The following is a 19,614-nucleotide window of genomic DNA, read 5'->3' as shown; positions in this document are numbered from 1 at the left end:
AGACAACATTATGAATATTAGTAAATATTTTCAACACAGATTCACCTTATCGGAAGACGGGGCAAAGACCTTTATAAAAGGGGTTATAGCTTCTCTTTTTCTCAACCTGGCACTGATGCTGCCGGTAATCTTCATCTTTCTATTCATCACCGATTACCTGCACCCTGTTATCCAAGCCGGGAACAGCACGACGCACGGGCTCTGGTACTACGTGCTGACGGCTCTCTGTTTTATGACGGTACTCTTTGTGATTGCGATGATACAGTACAAGAGCACCTACACGAAAATCTATACCGAGAGTGCCAACCGTCGTATTGGCATTGCCGAGAAGCTGCGTAAATTGCCTTTGGCTTTCTTCGGAGAAAAGAATCTTTCGGATCTCACCGCTACGATGATGGAGGATTGTAACATGTTGGAAACCCTCTTCTCTCACACAGTTCCACAACTCTTCGCCTCTGTCATCAGCATTATCTTGATTGCCACCGGGATGTTCTTCTACAACTGGCAACTGGCCCTTGCTCTCTTTGGGGTCGTACCGGTAGCGACAACGGTCATCTTCTTAGGAAAAAGGCTTATGGATAAAGCTAATAAGGAGTACTATCACGTAAGGCGTGATACGACCGAGCAGATACAGGAAGGGCTTGAAGCGGCGCAGGAGATTAAATCGTACAACGGAGAGGCAGCCTATTGCGACCGTTTAGACAAACAGCTCGAGATATATGAAGCCACTCTGCAGCGAGGCGAATTTCTCGGAGCGGGGCTTGTGGGCAGTGCACAGTCTATCCTGAAACTTGGTTTGGCAAGCGTTATCATTGCGGGAGCTTATTTACTTGGTTTGGGCAGCATCGACATGTTCACTTACTTGGTCTTCCTGCTCGTTGTAGCCAGCATCTACAACCCCATCATGGACGTGTTCAACCATATGGCGACACTGATACTACTCGATGTGCGTATCGACCGCATACGTGAGATGAACGACATGCCCGCACAGCAAGGCGATGAGGATTGCACGGTAGAGGGTTACGACATCTGTTTTGACAAGGTCGATTTTGCTTACGAGACAAGCAAGCAGGTGCTGCGCAACGTCTCTTTCACTGCCAAGCAAGGCAAAGTAACGGCACTTGTGGGACCTTCGGGGGGAGGCAAAAGCACTTCGGCAAAATTAGCTGCCCGCTTTTGGGATATTCATGGCGGAAAGATCACACTTGGCGGACGGGACATCTCAAAAATAGATCCCGAAATGCTCTTGAAAAACTATGCCGTAGTCTTTCAGGACGTGTTGCTTTTCAACGCTTCCGTCATGGACAACATCAAAATCGGGAAGAAAGACGCTACCGAGGAAGAGGTGAAAGCGGTAGCACGTCTTGCCCGTTGCGATGAGTTCATCGCCCGGCTGCCCAACGGTTACGACACCTTGATAGGCGAAAACGGAGAATCGCTATCGGGAGGCGAACGCCAACGCATATCCATTGCCCGTGCGCTTCTCAAAGATGCTCCTGTCATCCTCTTGGACGAAGCAACGGCAAGTCTGGACGTAGAGAACGAAACGTTGATACAGGCCGGTATATCGGAGTTGATCAAGAACAAGACCGTCGTCATCATCGCACACCGTATGCGCACCGTTGCCAACGCTCATCATATCGTGGTGCTGAAAGACGGAACCGTCGCAGAACAAGGAGCACCCGACGAACTGCTTGCCCGAAACGGCGAATTTGCCCGCATGGTAGCACGGCAGAAGGAGACCGGAATATAAATCGAATCAATCAGAATCAATTATAAAGAAAAAGGACAAATGAAGAGATCAATCGCAGTAGTAGCCATGCTTGTGGTGGGGTTCGCTGCCACAACATGCGCACAAACGGGCAGAGAGATTGCCCAAAAGGTAAAAGACCGTCCCGACGGCGATACCCGTCGGTCTGAAATGGTTATGACGTTAATCAACAAACGCGGAGCGGTGCGCGAACGCAAGCTCATTTCCTACTCCATCGATGTGGGCAAAGAAAAGAAAGACCGCAAGAGCATAATGTTCTTCCAATATCCCGGTGATGTAAAGGGGACGGGCTTCTTGACGTGGGATTATGATGAGCTAAACAAGGACGATGACAAATGGCTCTATCTGCCCGCCATAAAGAAAACGCGCCGTATCAGCGGTTCGTCTGCCAAGCAAGACTACTTTATGGGTAGCGACTTTACCTACGACGACATGGGCAGCCGCAACGTGGACGAGGATACGCACACGCTCCTGGGCGAAGAAACCGTCGACGGACAGAAGTGCTGGAAACTGGAATCCTTGCCTAAGGACAAGCGTGATATTTACTCCAGGAAAACGGCCCTGATACGTCAGGACTGTCTGATACCTGTCAGGGTGGAATATTACGACAAGATGGGCAAGCTGCACCGTCGTCTCGAGATGTCGGATATTGCCAAGGTAGAGGGCTTCTGGGTAGCCCGGAAGATGCACATGACCAACGTGCAAACCGAGCATCAGACGGTTCTCGAAATCAAGAATCCGACGTACAACATTCCCATGGAGGAGAGCAAGTTTAACGTGACCACGTTAGAGAAAGGCAGGTTCTGATGAAAGCGTTCAATCGTCTTTCCGCGGGGCTTTGCCTCTCGGTCTTTCTGTTTTGCCCCGTGCATGGAGTTTGGGGACAAGGAGCGGGCGAATCGTCGTGGCAGCTCAAAGGCCTTGTCGACACCTACCACGCCTTCCGCTCCGAAAAGCCGAACGATTGGATGTCTTCCCGTACCCGACTCAGGGGCGAGGTCGGCAAAAACTTCGCAGGCTCTTCGCTCTTCGTCTCGTTCAACGCTACCTACAACGCCTTGCTGAAAGAGCGCACCGGCTTTGAACTGCGGGAAGCATACCTTGACCATCGGCAGGAGCACTGGGGCTTTCGTCTCGGGCGACAACTTGTCATCTGGGGTGCGGCCGACGGCGTACGTATCACCGACCTCGTCTCACCCATGGATATGACCGAGTTCTTGGCGCAAGACTACGACGACATCCGCATGCCCGTCAATGCCCTGCGGTTCTTCGTCTTCAACGACAAGATAAAGCTCGAACTGCTTGCCGTTCCCACTTTCGAAGGATACAAGCTGCCCACCGATGCCGCCAATCCGTGGAGCGTGTTGCCTAAAGAAACACCCCGGTCCCTTGTCTGGGACGCGGAGGGAAGCCGCCCCGAGCTACGCCTCTCCAACGTAGAATACGGGGGCAGGCTCTCTTTCGCCCTGCCGGGGGTAGACTTCTCGCTTGCCGCGCTGCATACGTGGAACAAGATGCCCGTCATCGAGTACAAACCATCGGGCTCCCAACTTACGGTTTCGCCCCGATACTACCGCATGGGATTCGTCGGAGGCGATGTCTCAAAGCCCTTGGGACAGTTCGTGCTGCGCGGCGAAGCGGCCTTCAACCTCGGGAAGCATTTCAGCTACATACAGCAAGCCGCCTCCACCCCTCAAAAAGGATTCAACACCATCAATTGGTTGGTGGGGGCCGACTGGTATGCCCCTCATGAATGGACAGTGATGGCTCAGTTCTCTTCCGAGAGTATTTTCAAGTACGAAAGCTACGTCGCACAGCCCCGCCATAATTCGCTCCTTACGCTCTGCGTGTCGAAGAAGTTACTGGACAGCAACTTACAGCTTTCCGACTTCACCTATTTCGACCTCAACCACAAGGGCTGGTTCAGCCGTTTCACGGCTGACTATGCCCTGAACGACCACATCCACCTCTTGGCAGGCTACGACTGGTTCGGAGGAAGCGAGGGTATGTTCGGCCCGTATAAGCACAATTCGGAAGTATGGGCAAAGGCTAAATACTGCTTTTGAGATCCACACCATTTTAATAACCATAAACAAAATTTGAAAAGATTATGAAGAAGACATACGACAGCAGTTAAAGAGAATGCGGACTTAAGCAATCGGAATCGTTTAAGTTAAACGGTGAAAGACGTTCCAATGGAGCGATCAAAGCCGTTTACTGAAGCTGTTTAAGTAGAACAGCAAAATTATTCAAAGTATAACCATCAAAAACATCAAAAGTCATGTTACTATACAACGTAAAAAAAGAAGAGATGCGCATCGGTAAACACAAGGGCAAAACCATGTATTACGCCTCTCCCATTGCACAAGACAAGATTACCACCAAGCAGCTAGAGGATCGGATTGTCAATGCCACAGCCCTGAGCCGTGCCGACGTGCGGTCAGCCATCACCGCCTTGGCGAAAATCGTACGTGAAGAGATGCTCAGCGGCAGAACCGTTGACCTGGCCAACCTCGGGTCATTTAAGGTTGTATCCAACGGGAAACGCGTGGAAACGGAAAAAGCCGTTACCGCCGAAACTCTCAAAACACCACGCATTCAGTTTTTTCCCAAACTCGAAATGCGCAATCAGGCAAAAAACGTACAGCATGTGGTGATACGTGAAAGCGAGGCCGGATCGGCTAAACCGAGTCCGAATCCCGGAAATTTGCCCGAAGCACCCGATTCTGCTCTTTAATATTCATAACAAGAAACAATGAAGCAGCAAGTATTATTTTTCTTTTTCACGCTGATGCTCACAGGTATCAGCGTGTCCGCCCAAACAGGTGGAGGACGGATTGCAGGCGTGGTCATCGACAATGCAGGCGAAGAACCACTGCCCGGCGCAACCATCTTCATCGAAGAGCTGAAAAAGGGCATTGTGACAGACGGGCATGGCGAGTTCTTACTTTCCGATGTTCCCGCAGCCACTTATACGCTTACTGTAAGGTTTATAGGCTACCACACGCAAACCCGCAAGCTCACGGTGGGTAAAGAGAGAGGGAAAAAAATCATCATCCGCCTGAAAGCCGAAGCAAAATCGTTGGACGAGGTGGTAGTGATGGGTAAGAGCGAAGCCCGTAAGTTACGGGAGCAGGCCATGCCCATATCCGTTATCAGCATGAACCAGATACAAGGAACGGTTAACAATGTACAAGACATTCTGGCAAAAACTGCCGGAATCACCGTGCGTGCCACGGGTGGAACGGGCAGTACCTCTCGCATATCGGTGCGCGGACTGGAAGGCAAACGCATCGGGCTTTTCATTGACGGGAATCCGATGAACGACAATTCCGATTTTATCGACATCAATGATATTCCGGTCGAAATGATCGACCGCATCGAGATATACAAAGGAGTTGTCCCTGCCAAGTTCGGAGGTTCTGCCGTAGGTGGTGCGGTCAATATTGTCATCAAAGAGTATCCGCCTAAATATTTGGACGTGAACTATTCTTACGGCAGTTTCAATACGCACAATGCATCCGTTGTGAGCAAGATGAACATTGCCCCAAAAGGAATCGAGTTCGGGCTGGGAGGTTTTTATACCTATGCCGACAACGACTACAAGATGAAGTCTCCTTTTCAAGAGGGGCTTACTATAACCCGCGATCACGACAAGTTTAAAAAAACAGTCATCGGCGGTAGCTTTAAGGCACGGAAGTGGTGGTTTGACTTGGTGGAGTTTGAACCCGTTTTCATACATACTTACAAAGATATACAGGGGATAGAATCGAACATCCGGCATGCACACAGCCATTCCAACGCCTTTATTTTCGCCAATAAGATGGAGAAAGAAAACTTCCTCTTAGACGGCCTGGACTTGGACTGGCAGCTGGGGTATATCTATACCGACTATCATTTTGCCGATACCGCCTCGCACCGCACACATTGGGATGGAACGCATTATCCGGCAGTTTCCGAATTCGGCGGCGAAATCGGCAAATGGGCTTCATTATTGACGAATGAAAAGCATCAATTGCAGCACAAATTGAATCTCAACTATCTTGTCAATGAGAACCATTCGGTAAACTTCAACTCTTTGCTGAAATACGCTCATGCCAACCCTCGTGATGGGATGAAGGACAAGGTCATAGGTTATCGTACCGACTTTCCAAGCAATATGTTCAGTTGGGTGGCAGGCTTGAATTACGACTATCGCACCTCGAACGATAAGTTCCTTAACTCTTTCAACGTCAAGTATTACTACTACTCGATGAAAACGCGGATGGCAAGTGTCCTGGTAAAGACAGCAGAGGATATAGACACACACAAGAATGATTTCGGCATCAGCAATGCACTTCGCTACCGCATCACACCCAGTCTGATGGCAAAAGCTTCGTTCGGATATGATGTAAGGCTTCCATCGGAAGAGGAACTGTTGGGTGATGGATACGTGATAGCTCCTGCCGGCAATCTCACTCCCGAACGCAATATAAGTGTCAACATAGGAATGTTATTCGATTTAACTGGAAAAGCCTCCCCTAACTTACAGATTGAACTGAACGGATACTATATGCATCTCAAAGACATGATTCGCTTTACGGGCGGATTCTTGCAGTCGCAGTATCAGAACTTCGGCGAGATGCGGACTCTTGGTATGGAAGCAGAGGTGAAAGCCGACATGACACGGTGGCTCTATGGCTATGTGAACGCCACTTACCAAGATCTGCGAGATGTGCGTAAGTATGAACAAAATACAACTGTTGCCAACCCTACCAAAGGTAGCCGTATGCCCAATATACCCTATCTGATGGCAAACGCAGGATTGGAGTTTCACAAAGAAAATCTGTTCGGAGGCAGCGGGATGAATACGCGCATATTCACCGATGCTTCATTTGTGGAAGAATATCTGTACGACTTCGAACAAAGCCAATTCCAGCAGCATCGCATACCTCGAGCCCTCTCGTGCAATATAGGCTTTGAGCAAAGCTTTGGCAATGGGCGCTACTTCATTATGGGAAAAATAAACAACCTGACCGATACAAAAATGATCAGCGAGTTTAACCGTCCTTTACCCGGACGTAGCTTCACTATCAGATTCAGATACGTATTTAAGTAACAAATTAACAATCATTAAACAAAAAAAAAGAAATGAAAAAGAATGTATTTTTTGTAGCAGCGATATTCGCTGCATTGTGCCTTAACTCATGTGACAAGAATGATCCGGACAATCCTATTGCAGGAGGTTCGGGAAAGATTCTCCTAACAACAGCCCTACCCAATGCAACAGGTATGGATGGAACGGTTTATATGCAACTCATTGATGAGCCTGTATTAGGCAAGACGATGGCTACCAATAACAACAATGGTATAAATGTTCCCTTTGGCAGTTCTTATCCTATGATAATAGGTCAGGAAGTCTATGTCTTCCCAAGCTATCATTTGACAATGGACAAAAACGAACTGATTAAATACCGTCGCACGAATGGAATTTTACAAAGAGAGGGAAGCTTGCAATTGCCTGCCAATAACAGTGCCAACAATCTTGTCAAACTATCTTCCACAAAAGCCTATCTATCGCTTGCCGGACTAGGACTGATTTACATATTTAATCCCGAAACGATGCAGAAGACAGGAGAGATCAACCTGACCTCTTTGGGTATTCAAGATAATAATCCGGACATCGGAATCATGATTGAGCGTGACGGATATGTGTTTGCTGGTCTAAGCCAGATGGTGGGAGGTTGGACAAGCCCTGAGAATTACAAACAAGCAGATGTAGCCGTCATTGACACCAAGACGGACAAGTTGGTCAAGATGATTTCAGAGAAAACCAGTGGTTTTTCTCAAGCCACACGTCCGATCGACCCCAAGTCTTTATTCATGGATGAAAAAGGCGATATATACATTTCTTGTCTCGGGAACTTCGGAATGGTGGCAGGTCATAAGGCCGGCATACTTCGGATTAAGAAAGGAGAAACAGACTTTGATCCAACATACCATTGGACGATAACCGGAGCTTCTATCGAAGGAGAAGAGAAAGTAGCTGGTTTTGCCGCTTCAATTTGTTATGCAGCCAATGGCAAAGCCTACGGATACATTGATATTCCCGGTTATTACAAACCAGGAGAAACGGGACATGGCGCTATAGCGAGCCGAGCTGTAGTCTTTGATTTATACAATCAGAAGATGAAGAAAATAGAAGGATTGGATTTGTCCAATGGCTATGGCGTGTTAGTGTCTAAATATAAAGACGGTTTGGCAATCGCCAATGCTTCAACGACAACAAAAGGCATCTATTATCTCAATCCTCAGACAGATAAGATTAATCCTATTCCTATGATAACCACCATAGGAAATCCCATGGCTATAGAGTGGTTCGGCAACTAAACTTATAACGCGAGTTCGGGATAGCCTCCTTCCAAAAATAAAGAGGGTGTCCGACTGATGAAGTGACCCCAAAAATTTGGACTGGTTAAACACTATCCAGTTATAGAAAGAGTTCGGTATTGTACTGGACTCTTTCCTTTTAACCGGGACTTAATTCTTTTATTATTATAATAATCTATATATCCTTCCAAAGCCTTTGTGAAGTCTTCCGGAGACTCGAACTTTTCAGCGTATAGAAGTTCAGATTTCATAATTCTGAAAAAATTCTCCATCATAGAGTTGTCCAGACAGTTTCCCTTTCTCGACATACTTTGAATTATATGATGCTCTTCAAGCCTTTTCCGATATCCGAAGTGTTGGTATTGCTAACCTTGATCAGAATGAAGTACGAGTCCGTCAAGGTTATCACACTTATCAAATGCTTTATCGAGCATGTCATATACTTGTTCAAGATGAAGTGCACCCTCTTACATTTTATTTTTTTAGGAATATCCCCAAATAACTTGATGTCTGCTTTAACGATAGAACCTGTTAGGTGTTTGCAGCGGACATCACCATAACCCATTGCCATTACCACTACTTCTTGCAGTTGTTGTGAGCCCTCTCTTAAGTTGATGAAAAACTTCCGCTAATTGTTTACCGGAACTTCTTGTGTTTGATAACCAATGAATGAAATGACCAAGGTTTCTTCGGAAGATACATTAGCTAATGCAGTCGGTGATACAACCGTTGCTTGTACCTTTTACGAAGACTGACGCACCGGTAACCAGACCGAAATCATCATTCACGGTACCGGAAATGCTTAGCTAGAAATAGCTTGTGAGCTGATTCTATTTTAAAATATAAATGTTAGTTTTATGTTAGATAATTCCGGATACTTTAATCTTAAGAATTTGATTATAATACATATATAAATTTATTTGTTAGATTTAAAGTTTTTTTTTATAACTGTAAAATACAGATTTAGCCTTATATTTACAATATGATATTATTGATTTTATCTAGTAAAAAAGCTTTTGCATTATAAGGACATTCAATTCTTCTTCCAGAATTGTAGTATATGTTTTATAATCATACCAATAAGATAAAAAAGATAATGGTCAAAATAAAGCTCTCAAAACAAAATACTTGTTGTTCAATTATCTTATAATAGTAAAAATGAATTTGTTGATTCCGCAAAAGAGTTTGTATCAGATGTTGAGGTTTCAACAATATTAAATATTACTTTTATTTATAGTAACTAATTTGCATTAATATGAGAAAGGTATTTATTCTTTTGTTTATTTCTTTAGCATTGTTATCCTGTCAAAAAGAGGAAAACAATAGAAAAACAGAGTATCAAGTATTAACAAGTAAGGACGCATCCAAACCGTTTAGCTGTCTTGGAGAGAAACGTATTATTACGATTACGATTATAAAAAAAACATTAATAGATGATGTTTTAAGTTCAGAGGTTCCGATTATTCCCAGGGATGTTTCGGTAGAATTTGATAAAACTCTTTTTTCTGATATAGAAACAAAAGTGGAGGGCGATCAGGTAGTATTAAATATAACCTCAAATATTAATAAAGAAGATAAAATTTTGAATGCTGATTTACAGATTTCTTACTCTACTATTAATGGCATAAAAGTAGAAAAAATTCCACTAATTATAGATAAAGGAAAGTTGACATTTGTGTATAAAATCCATTCGGAACAGAATCCTTTTATTCTACCAGCTGAAGGTGGTAGATTTGAGTCACCTTTTACTTGTAAAAAACAGACATATTTGAATGGCCAGTTTATAGAGGAAACTTATTCATCATTAAACGGATTGAGATTTAAAACGATAAGTAGTGGTAATGTCTGGTTCCTTACAGTCAGAAAAGACGGAGAAAAAATTGGTTTTTACAAATTTTCTTTTGTGGGAGAAGGACCATATAACCAAAAAACAGATCCAGAGTGCTATTTTAACATATATACCCATGATGCAGATTTAATTACAGATAATCCTACAGAAATATTCAGACAAGATTTTATACAACCCCAGACCCCGGGTGAGGATTATTATAAACCTTCCCGGTCCTCTTATAAACATGGCACTTTTGACTTTTAACGTATTCAGTATTAACCTTAATTATATTAATTATAAAACAGTATACACGTTTGTTGATTTTGACAATTATGTTTTTAACTTCATATTTCGATGACAGAGAAGTAATGAAACAAGAATCTTCGCCACCATCTTTAGTAAAAAAAACTCGGCTTATCGTAACTAGTGTATATTCACTACTTTCTATATACTAATGCACTTCTTAATGTAGGTTATGTAGTAATTCATTATTTGAAAGCTGATAAAATATTTTTTTTTGAATATTTTATCAGCTTTGTATATTGCATAATATGATATAAATGAGATTTATTTTTGCTGCCTCTTGGCACGCAGCATTTCTGCCGCCTTCATTTCCGTCCAACGCTCGAAGTCCTCCACCTCTTTCCTTATTTTCCGTATCAGTTTCCTGTCCCTGTTCCACTCGAAGCAGTTCTCCAGTATGTCAAGCACCTTAGCGTCCATTCCCCCGTCACAGACAGCTTCCCCAACAAAACCCGTTAAATCATTGTGTTAATATATATTTCATGTATCTTTGCGGCATAGATATCTGTTGTGAAACAGGAATCTGCTTATATTATTCTTGCTTGTGACAAGCCGGAATCTTATAACTTAGTACAAAATAAAAAAATAAAAGAGGAGAGCTTCCGTTCTATGGAGCTCCTCTCACTTTTTATCTCTAGTGCCCGACTGCCTTTTATCTTTCTACTTTCCCAAAAGGAGTATCCTTCCCGCCAGCATACAGCACAGCGAAAACAGTATAGCCACTAAATTCTTCTCATTTGTGCAACCCCTTCTGTATTCATCTTCCAACCTTGTATATCGCTACCGAGATAGAAAATGGACAGATGCACAGCTGGTACGTCAATTATCAATACCAATATATACCAGTTCATACGTTCTCCCCAATAAAAAGATCCCCTAATTTATTTCTAGTTCACAGTCCAAATTTATACTTTCCTGTAAAATACAGGATATAGTTAAGTCTTCAAAGTTTTTCCCCTAAAGACACAGAAATATTACAAAAATCAATTATCACATTATATCTTATTTCTGATGATACAAAAGGAGATAGCAATCTATTTTTTAATTCTTTAGATGACATAAAGAATGCCTTTAAAATTAATTATTCAGAATCTAATTTGGGACTTCCTATTTTTTGTAAGGGATATTACAAAAAACAATTCCGTTTTTACTTTAACTATAAGTTCTGGTAGGGACCATCCAAACATGTTACCAGACCAACAAGACCAAGGGGAAGAGTTTAGAAGGATGTATTACAGCTACTAAAGATGATAAATGCCAAAACCAAATTCATTGCAATTGGAATTGGGGTAACAGTTATTTTTTATTTTTAGTTCAATCAAGCCGGGAAGAATGATTAATAATAAAAGAATCAAGTCTTTAAAGGAAGATATCAATAAATAACTCTTGCAACATGCAGTTTCTTTCTGGCTGAATTTGCGACTCTGGAGCTATATTCTGAGGAACGGTTTGGCGGCGGAATATGCCGTTAAACCGTCCGGTTTTCGTTAAACGAAAACACAACTTGCTGTCCCCTCTACGGGGACAACGTTTTTAAGTAGAACTGTAGATTGCCCCGACTGGTGCCTCCCTCCCGATGGCAACCTCTCCCGATTTCGGTCTGCTTCTTCAGGAAAGTTGGCGTTTTTTACCAATATTCCGGAGGCGGAATAGGCTGTAGCTTCCTGTAATAGTAGAGCATTCTACGATTATCCGACACATCAGATGGCTTCTTTTTCGTGATAATTGAATATTCAGAGAACTGAATATTTTGATAATCGGATAATCCGAATACTATTATATCTGTAGTCTCTTGGAATGTTACACAGTGACAACTGAATAATTGGCGTTTTGGATATTGCTATATTTGTATAATGGATAAGCAATTATAAAAGGCTACAATTATAATAGGCTGTTATTATACATTCCCCATCAGAGAGAAAGTTCCTTGAGCCTGCTGCCGTCCAGCCGGTGAACGGATACCGTACCGTCACAGTAAATAGCGAATGTTGGCATGTTCCCGTCCTTCGGGAAAGTGATGGAGCCGGTATTGCAGACCGCTGTATGCTCAGTCCGTTCAAGTTTCCACCGGTGGGTGTGACCATAAAAAAGACAATCGAACCTTCCCTTCGGCAGTCTGTCCTCATTGTAGATATGTCCGTGGGTGAGAAAGAAACGTTTTCCATTATCCACCAACAGGGTGTAATCGGACAGGATGGGAAAGTCCAGCAGCATCTGGTCCACCTCCGAATCACAGTTTCCACGGATGGCGACAATCTCACCGGCCATCGCATTGAGACGTTCTGCGATCCCTTTCGGGTCAAGTCCTTGAGGTATCCCGTTCCGGGGACCATAATTCAGGATATCTCCCAAAATACAAAGCATTCCGCATTGCTGCTCCCTGTAAAATGCCAGCACTTGTTCCAGTGCCGGTAACGAGCCATGTATGTCGGACACAATCAGGTATTTCATCATAATCTATTCGTTACGGGTTAAGTTTTTGCAGCACAAAAATAAGCATAATTATCTAATCTCCCTAACCGGGGAAACGATGAGAAAAAAAGACAGGTTCCCTGAACTGTAGATTGCTGTATTGCTGTCCTTGTAGATTGCTGCAATGTTATAATCGGATACATAAAATAAGGGTATTTAGCCTTAGCTAAACTAAGCTAACAGTCTGACAATAAGGCTTCTAATACTATGACATGTGGGTTTATTATGCTACCTTAGTGGTATAATAATAAAGGATAAAAAGCTATGAACGAACAAGTTAGAAATATCTTAGAACAGAGTACCACCAAGACGAGCAAGATTGAGCAGCTGCTCCGTCTGGGCCTGACGCGCAGGGAAATTGCCGATTTGGTGACACGTGGCAACTATGGTTTTGTATATAATGTTGAGAAGAAAATGCTTGAAAGAGAAGGTGGAGTCTTGCTGAACAGGGCAGCAACCACCCTGATGGATTACACCTTCACCCACAAGTTCGGTATTGAGATTGAAGCCTATAACTGTAATATGGAAAGACTGGCACGCGAATTGAGGGAGGCCGGTATCCATGTTGCCGTTGAGGGTTATAACCACACGACCAGGGATCATTGGAAGCTGGTGACGGACAGCAGCCTGCAGGGAAATAATACTTTCGAGCTGGTCAGCCCGATACTGGTGGGTGAGAATGGCCTGAAAGAGCTGGAAACGGTATGCTGGGTGCTTGACATCTGTAATGCAAAAGTGAATGACAGTTGCGGGTTCCATGTCCATATGGATGCGGCTGGTTTCAATCTGGACACCTGGAAGAATCTGACTTTGACCTACAAGCATCTCGAACACCTGATTGATGCCTTTATGCCAAGGACACGCCGGAACAATACCTACTGCAAAACCCTCTCCGGTGTTTCCGACGAGAGAATCAAATCGGTAAGGACGATAGACGGCCTGCGGGAGGTCTTTAATAATGACCGGTACCACAAGGTCAATTTTGAGGCTTATTCCAGGCACCGGACCGTTGAGTTCCGCCAGCATTCCGGTACGACCAATTTCACAAAGATGGAGAATTGGATCCGGTTCTTGAACGGATTAATTACCTTTGCGAAAAGATCCAGCCTTCCCAGCCGGATGACATTGGAGGAGTTACCCTTCCTGGACGGGAAACAGAAATTATTTTTTAAACTTAGAACTAAAAAGTTAGCGGTATGATACAGACTTATCATTTGCTGGATGGCGGTCAGATAACCGCCGCCAGCCCGGAAGAGTTCGTCCGGCTGCTCCGTGAGGGGAGCCGGTTCGACTATGATTGCACGGATCAGGAGTATATGGAGAACTTTGCCCGGCGTTACGGGGAGCTGCATGGCGTGTCAGTTGCCACCGATACCCCTGAACATTTCCTGACGGACTTGCAAGCCGCCGGTTACGTCCGGTAACCGGTATCGCTCCTTTATTATTAGTCCCTGCTTCAAAGATGAGGCAGGGATTTTTCTTTTTTCATTGCAACCTTTCCTGTCTGCCTGACGGCGTTTCCTCCTGTCAATTCCTGACTATCCATGACTATCCGTGACAGGGTATTTCATCTTTTCCCGGCATTCCTTTCTTTTGCAGTGTAGAACGATATACAATTATAAGCATTACAGTTTTACAGCATTATATTTTTATCTGATTATATAAAGAAAGCGTATGAAAAAAGAACCGTTATTAATTGCCTTTGCCAGCCAGAAAGGAGGAGTCGGAAAGTCTGCCTTCACAGTTCTGGTGGCCAGTATCCTTCACTACCAGAAAGGTTTGAAGGTGGGTGTCGTGGATTGCGACTCCCCCCAGCACAGCATCTCCCGGATGCGTGACCGGGACATAGAAAGCGTGCAGGAAAGTGATTTTCTCAAAGTGGTCCTCTACCGGCAGCATGAACAAATCCGGAAACGTTCCTATCCGGTAATCAAAAGCAATCCGGAGAAAGCGATAGAAGACCTGTACCGCTACATCGAAGAGCAGGATGCCGTCTTTGATGTCGTACTGTTCGACCTTCCGGGAACCCTCCGCAGCGAAGGGGTTGTCCATACCATTTCCGCAATAGATTACATTTTCATCCCCCTAAAGGCCGATAATGTCGTCATGCAGAGTTCCCTCCAGTTTGCCGAGGTGGTGGAGGAAGAACTGATTGCCAGGCACAACTGTAACCTGAAAGGCATCTATCTTTTCTGGAACATGGTCGACAAGCGTGAACGGACAGAAAGCTACGAGTCCTGGAACCGTGTCATACAAAAAGCGGAGTTACACCTGCTGGAGTCACGGATACCGGATACCAAACGCTATAACAAGGAGTTGAGCTCCCTGAAGAACAGTATCTTCCGTTCCACACTGTTCCCTCCCGACAACCGCCAGATAAAAGGTTCGGGTCTCTGTGAACTGATAGAGGAGTTATGTGCCGTAACACATCTGGATGCCTCCCATACCTTATAATAAAAGGAATTATGGACAGCGGAAAAAAGAAATTTGACCCTCGGAGCATTGATGAGAAGGCCATATTGGATATTGTCGCCAGGAAAGGGACGATACGACCGGACTCCCCTGCAACGAGTGTATCCCCTAAGCCGGAGGATACGGCAGAGGAGATTGCCGGGAGTAGCGAAGCTCCGGTCTTTACCACCGGGGAAATCGACGCTTACAGGGCATCCTTCCTGAATACGGTCAGGACCAAATCCCGTAAATCATTGCATATCGATGCCAACCTGCATCGCCGCATCTCTTCCTTGGTATGGGCGGTGGGACGTGGCGAGGTGACCGTAGCCGGTTTTGTAAACCAGGTGCTGGCACATCATTTCGAAGAGAACGGCGGATTGATAAACGCTGTGCTGGAGAAGTATTACCAATCACTAAAATCATAAGGACATGGAATACCTTTTTATTATCCTGTTCATCTATGCCTCTTACCTGAGCATTGAAAAGTATGTGCATACAGGCAGCATTTTCACATGGAGAGGCAGAAAGGACAAGAAGGAACGTCGGACTGCACCTGCCGCCATCCATCCGGCAATTGCTCCGTCTCAGGCGGGAATAATAGGCAAAAGCCGATACCAAATGCGACATTCACTGACAATAGATGACAATAGCGGACAGCCTGAATCAGGCATAGAAAAGAGTGATACCTTTACTCCCGAAAAGAAAACAGAGCCGGTTCTCCGAGTACACGAACCCCTTGATAAGAATACGAAATTCCCGGAAGTTCCGGCTCTTTTTCAAAAACTGAATTATCCTGAAATTGATTATATGCAGGAGCCCTCTCCTTCTTCCGGTGAAGAAAAAGAGGAGATTCCCGAACGCTACGAGATTACGGGATACGTACAGCGGAGCAATCCCCACCGGGCAACCGGTGTCACCTTTGACGATATGGATATGATTGAGAAAGCAATGGCATCGGACGAACTTACGGAAGCGGAACAGGAACAGGCCCGGCAGACTTTCCAAAAGCTGGAAGGCACGAACATGGAAAGGGTACTGCAGGCGAGCGTCTTGGGAAGCAGCGATAAACTGAAACGCTATATGCGTTTGTATGTAGACCGGGGTGAACCCCATTTATTGACTGGAAAGAATAGGGACGACATTCTCCGGGAATTTGATATTACGGAGCATGTGCCCCAATAAAATAGAACAAGTAAGGAATATGAGACAGTATTATGATTCCGGTTGATCCGGGTGCAGCGAGTTTTAAAACAGAATGTATAACCTAAAAAGACGAAAAAGCATGATAGATTTCTTTGACTCCGGTTGATCCGGGCAGGACGGGTTCTTGAAACGTAGTGTATAACCTGTTAAAAGGAAGATATAGATATATGAGAGGCTTCTATGATTCCGGTTGATCCTTACCCTTTACCGGAGCGAACATTAAAAGAGTGATTAACCCCTTAAAAACGGAGGTATCTATGATTGGTTACTATGACTCAGGTTGATCCTAAAAAGACATCGTGGTTGCAAGGACAAATCCGCAGGCAGGAAACTTCCTGCGGTTTGTTTGAAACAAGGTTTTTATTCACATTAAAAAATTAGATTGTATATGAAAAGACATTTTAAAAAGACGGTTGCTCTTATCGCATGAATAGCTGTTTCCACCCTGAGTGCCTATGCCGAAGGGGACGGAAGTGCCGGTATAACAAAGGCCACATCCATGCTTACCGGTTATTTTGACCCCGCCACCAAGTTGATATATGCGGCAGGGGCTATTGTGGGGCTGATAGGTGCCATTAAGGTATATTCGAAGTTCAGTAGCGGCGACCCCGACACCGGTAAAACCGCCGGGAGCTGGTTTGGAGCCTGCGTCTTCCTCATCGTCGCGGCGACAGTCCTTCGTTCCTTCTTCCTGTAATATAGCAGGCTATGGAATACAATATCAACAAGGGAATCGGACGCAACGTGGAATTCAACGGCTTGCAGGCACAATACCTGTACTTTTTTGTCGGGGGCTTGCTGGCCATTTTCCTGCTGTTCGTCATCTTCTATATGATAGGTATTGACCGGTGGTTCTGTATCGGTTTCGGTGTCCTCTCCGCTTTCTCTCTGATCTTCGGGGTGTTCCACCTGAACAAGAAGTATGGTCCCAACGGCTTGATGAAGCTGGCCGCAGTCAAGTACCACCCGTCCTATATCATCAATCGCAAACGTATATCTTCCTTATTTAAAAAACGCATTCATGAGAAATATATTAAAAGCCGCAACGCTGGAAAGTAAGTTTCCAATCCTGTCCGTGGAGGAAGGGTGCATTCTCTCCAAAGACGCGGACGTGACCATCGGCTTCAAGGTCTTTCTTCCGGAGCTGTTCACGGTCACTTCCGCAGATTATGCATCCATGCACGGCACATGAACAAAGGCAGTCAAGGTACTGCCGAATTATACGATAGTACACCGCCAGGACTGGTTTCTGAAAGAAAATTACAAGGCCGACACGCAGAAAGACGGGATGAGTTTTTTGGACCGTTCTTTCGAACTTCATTTTAATGAACGGCCTTTCCTAAATCATTTCTCTTACCTGTTTATCACCAAGACGACTAAGGAACGCAGCCGCAGCCAGAGCAATTTCTCCATCCTCTGCCGGGGGAATATAATTCCGAAGGAAGTCCGGGACAAAGAAACGGTCAGCCTGTTTTTGGAGAGTGTCGACCAGTTCGAGCGCATCCTGAATGACTCGGCCTTTATCCGTCTGGAGCGGTTGACCACCGATGAGATAGTCGGCACACCGCAGCAGGCCGGATTGATTGAAAAGTATTTTTCTCTTTCGCAGCAGGACACGACCACACTGAAGGATATACAGATGAGCGCGTCGGAGATGCGCATCGGGGATGATATCCTCTGCGTACATACGCTTTCCGATGTGGATGATCTTCCCGGTTCCGTCCAGACGGATACCCGGTATGAGAAATACTCCACCGACCGCAGCGACTGCCGTCTAAGTTTTGCCGCTCCGGTGGGGCTAATGCTCTCCTGTAACCATATTTACAACCAGTTCCTGTTCATCGATGATTCGGCAGAAATCCTGCAACGCTTTGAGAAGACGGCACGCAACATGCACTCGCTTTCCAAATACAGCCGAGCCAACCAACTTAACAAGCAGTGGATTGATGCCTACCTGGACGAGGCGCATTCCTTCGGGCTGACCGCCATCCGTTGCCATTGCAATGTCATGGCATGGTCGGACAGCCGGGAGAAGCTCAAGGTGATAAAGAACGATACCGGTTCTGCTCTGGCCCTGATGGGATGCAAGCCCCGTTATAATACCATTGACGCACCTGCCTTGTATTGGGCAGGTATTCCGGGAGGCGAGGGCGATTTCCCTTCCGAGGAGTCCTTTTTCACTTTCGTCGAACAGGGAGTCTGCTTCTTTACGGAAGAGACGAACTATGCGGATTCCCTGTCGCCATTCGGTATCAAGATGGCAGACCGGACAAACGGGAAGCCCCTGCATCTGGATATTTCGGACGAACCGATGCGTCGTGGTATTACAACCAACCGTAACAAGCTGGTCATCGGGCCTTCCGGTTCGGGCAAGTCATTTTTTATGAACCATCTTGTGAGACAGTATTGGGAACAGAATACCCACATTATATTGATCGACATCGGTAACAGTTACAAGGGATTATGTGACCTGATTCACCAGCGCACAAACGGTGAGGATGGCATATATTATACGTATAGTGAAAAACATCCGATAGCTTTTAATCCATTTTTCACCGAAGACAAGGTCTTTGACCTGGAAAAGAAAGAGTCCATTAAAACGCTGATCATGTCGCTCTGGAAAAGGGATACGGAAGTCATTACCCGTGCCGAGGAAGTAGCACTCTCAATGGCGGTTAACCTGTTCCTTGAAAAGATAAAGGAGGACAATGAGCTGGTTCCTTCCTTTAATACTTTCTACGAGTTCGTACAGGGAGAGTTCCGTGGAATACTGGAGGAGAAGCATTACCGCGAGAAGGATTTCGATCTCACTAACTTTCTGAATGTATTGGCTCCTTATTATCGTGGTGGAGAGTACGATTATCTGCTGAACTCCGACGAGCAGCTCGACCTCTTGAACAAGCGTTTTGTGGTATTTGAAATTGACGAAATTAAGGGTGCGCCCGTCAAGGCTGCATAAATAACTATTCCTTTAGCAAGGAATTAGGCAAGAGTACATTGAAATGACCTATCATCCACCTACTTATCCATTCAACGAAAGACGATGGGGAGTGTAGCATGTAGGAAAAGCCATGAGTCAATTAGCTATCAAGTTGCGACTGAATGGTAGGATGAAATGATAGACAAAGGATAAAATCCATACTGATTAAATGATAGTCCAAGCGGTATTCGGCTGTACCTGCAACGTAAGATAGCTAAACTCGTTGTATCG

General features: G+C 45.0%; 18 protein-coding genes and 1 pseudogene. 16 read left to right on the top strand and 3 right to left on the bottom strand.

Annotation, left to right across the window (positions count from 1 at the left end):
• Positions 1-10: 10 nt before the first annotated feature.
• The 6 genes from BSAG_RS16080 (at position 11) to BSAG_RS16105 (ending at position 8,140) form a co-directional block, all read left to right on the top strand.
• Entirely contained in the window at positions 11-1,753 is a 1,743-nt protein-coding gene (locus BSAG_RS16080; RefSeq protein ID WP_004309912.1) for an ABC transporter ATP-binding protein, read from the top strand.
• Between the two features lie 39 nt (positions 1,754-1,792).
• Positions 1,793-2,578: an outer membrane lipoprotein-sorting protein gene (locus tag BSAG_RS16085; RefSeq protein ID WP_004309911.1), complete on the top strand. Its 786-nt coding sequence runs from the start codon at positions 1,793-1,795 to the stop codon at positions 2,576-2,578.
• On the top strand, positions 2,578-3,837 hold the full coding sequence (locus BSAG_RS16090; protein WP_004309910.1) for a DUF1302 family protein: 1,260 nt from the start codon (positions 2,578-2,580) through the stop codon (positions 3,835-3,837). The genes BSAG_RS16085 and BSAG_RS16090 overlap by 1 nt, the downstream gene beginning before the upstream one ends.
• 215 nt (positions 3,838-4,052) lie before the next feature.
• Positions 4,053-4,508 carry an HU family DNA-binding protein gene (locus BSAG_RS16095; RefSeq protein ID WP_004312981.1) on the top strand — a complete coding sequence of 152 codons (456 nt, stop codon included), beginning with the start codon at positions 4,053-4,055 and terminating at the stop codon, positions 4,506-4,508.
• 18 nt (positions 4,509-4,526) lie between these two features.
• Positions 4,527-6,869, top strand: a complete 2,343-nt coding sequence (locus BSAG_RS16100) for a TonB-dependent receptor (protein WP_004312980.1) — start codon at positions 4,527-4,529, stop codon at positions 6,867-6,869.
• A gap of 32 nt (positions 6,870-6,901) precedes the next feature.
• Positions 6,902-8,140 (top strand): DUF5074 domain-containing protein, encoded by a 1,239-nt coding sequence (locus BSAG_RS16105; protein WP_004309907.1) that lies wholly within the window; start codon positions 6,902-6,904, stop codon positions 8,138-8,140.
• Between the two features lie 92 nt (positions 8,141-8,232).
• On the opposite strand, the gene BSAG_RS26165 is transcribed toward BSAG_RS16105, so the two are convergent.
• Positions 8,233-8,412 (bottom strand): IS3 family transposase, encoded by a 180-nt coding sequence (locus BSAG_RS26165; protein WP_029425493.1) that lies wholly within the window; start codon positions 8,410-8,412, stop codon positions 8,233-8,235.
• Between the two features lie 983 nt (positions 8,413-9,395).
• On the opposite strand from BSAG_RS26165, the gene BSAG_RS16110 reads away from it, so the two are divergent.
• Positions 9,396-10,235, top strand: a complete 840-nt coding sequence (locus tag BSAG_RS16110) for a hypothetical protein (protein ID WP_004309905.1) — start codon at positions 9,396-9,398, stop codon at positions 10,233-10,235.
• Between the two features lie 303 nt (positions 10,236-10,538).
• Here the strand turns inward: BSAG_RS16110 and BSAG_RS25175 are convergent, their stop codons facing one another.
• Positions 10,539-10,694: a hypothetical protein gene (locus BSAG_RS25175; RefSeq protein WP_004309904.1), complete on the bottom strand. Its 156-nt coding sequence runs from the start codon at positions 10,692-10,694 to the stop codon at positions 10,539-10,541.
• A gap of 1,491 nt (positions 10,695-12,185) precedes the next feature.
• Positions 12,186-12,725: a phosphodiesterase gene (gene yfcE / locus BSAG_RS16115; protein WP_004309903.1), complete on the bottom strand. Its 540-nt coding sequence runs from the start codon at positions 12,723-12,725 to the stop codon at positions 12,186-12,188.
• Between the two features lie 285 nt (positions 12,726-13,010).
• Here yfcE and BSAG_RS16120 point away from each other — a divergent pair, with 285 nt between their 5' ends.
• The 9 genes and pseudogenes from BSAG_RS16120 to BSAG_RS0222820 all read left to right on the top strand — a co-directional run.
• Positions 13,011-13,946: an amidoligase family protein gene (locus BSAG_RS16120; RefSeq protein ID WP_004312976.1), complete on the top strand. Its 936-nt coding sequence runs from the start codon at positions 13,011-13,013 to the stop codon at positions 13,944-13,946.
• The gene (locus BSAG_RS16125; protein WP_004309901.1) at positions 13,943-14,170 is read left to right on the top strand and encodes a hypothetical protein; all 228 of its coding nucleotides are present in this window, start codon (positions 13,943-13,945) and stop codon (positions 14,168-14,170) included. The genes BSAG_RS16120 and BSAG_RS16125 overlap by 4 nt, the downstream gene beginning before the upstream one ends.
• Positions 14,171-14,420: 250 nt before the next feature.
• Entirely contained in the window at positions 14,421-15,200 is a 780-nt protein-coding gene (locus BSAG_RS16130) for a ParA family protein (RefSeq protein ID WP_004309900.1), read from the top strand.
• Between the two features lie 11 nt (positions 15,201-15,211).
• Entirely contained in the window at positions 15,212-15,625 is a 414-nt protein-coding gene (locus tag BSAG_RS16135; RefSeq protein ID WP_004312975.1) for a DUF3408 domain-containing protein, read from the top strand.
• A gap of 4 nt (positions 15,626-15,629) precedes the next feature.
• Positions 15,630-16,382 (top strand): hypothetical protein, encoded by a 753-nt coding sequence (locus BSAG_RS16140; protein WP_004309898.1) that lies wholly within the window; start codon positions 15,630-15,632, stop codon positions 16,380-16,382.
• A 451-nt stretch (positions 16,383-16,833) separates the two neighbouring features.
• A complete protein-coding gene (locus BSAG_RS0222830) occupies positions 16,834-17,100 on the top strand; it encodes a DUF4134 domain-containing protein (RefSeq protein ID WP_029425492.1) in 267 nt (88 codons plus the stop codon).
• An 11-nt stretch (positions 17,101-17,111) separates the two neighbouring features.
• A complete protein-coding gene (locus BSAG_RS0222825; RefSeq protein WP_004309896.1) occupies positions 17,112-17,462 on the top strand; it encodes a DUF4133 domain-containing protein in 351 nt (116 codons plus the stop codon).
• On the top strand, positions 17,425-17,595 hold the full coding sequence (locus BSAG_RS26040; protein ID WP_004309895.1) for a DUF3875 domain-containing protein: 171 nt from the start codon (positions 17,425-17,427) through the stop codon (positions 17,593-17,595). Before BSAG_RS0222825 ends, BSAG_RS26040 begins: the two co-directional genes overlap by 38 nt.
• Positions 17,596-17,610: 15 nt before the next feature.
• Positions 17,611-19,362 (top strand): annotated as a pseudogene (locus BSAG_RS0222820) (TraG family conjugative transposon ATPase); the annotation flags it as partial.
• Between the last annotated feature and the right edge of the window lie 252 nt (positions 19,363-19,614).

Source organism: Bacteroides sp. D1 (assembly GCF_000157095.2).
Classification (GTDB): Bacteria; Bacteroidota; Bacteroidia; order Bacteroidales; family Bacteroidaceae; genus Bacteroides; species Bacteroides xylanisolvens.
The sequence above is the reverse complement of the archived record's forward strand: the minus strand, read 5'-3'. Positions and strand labels throughout refer to the sequence as shown.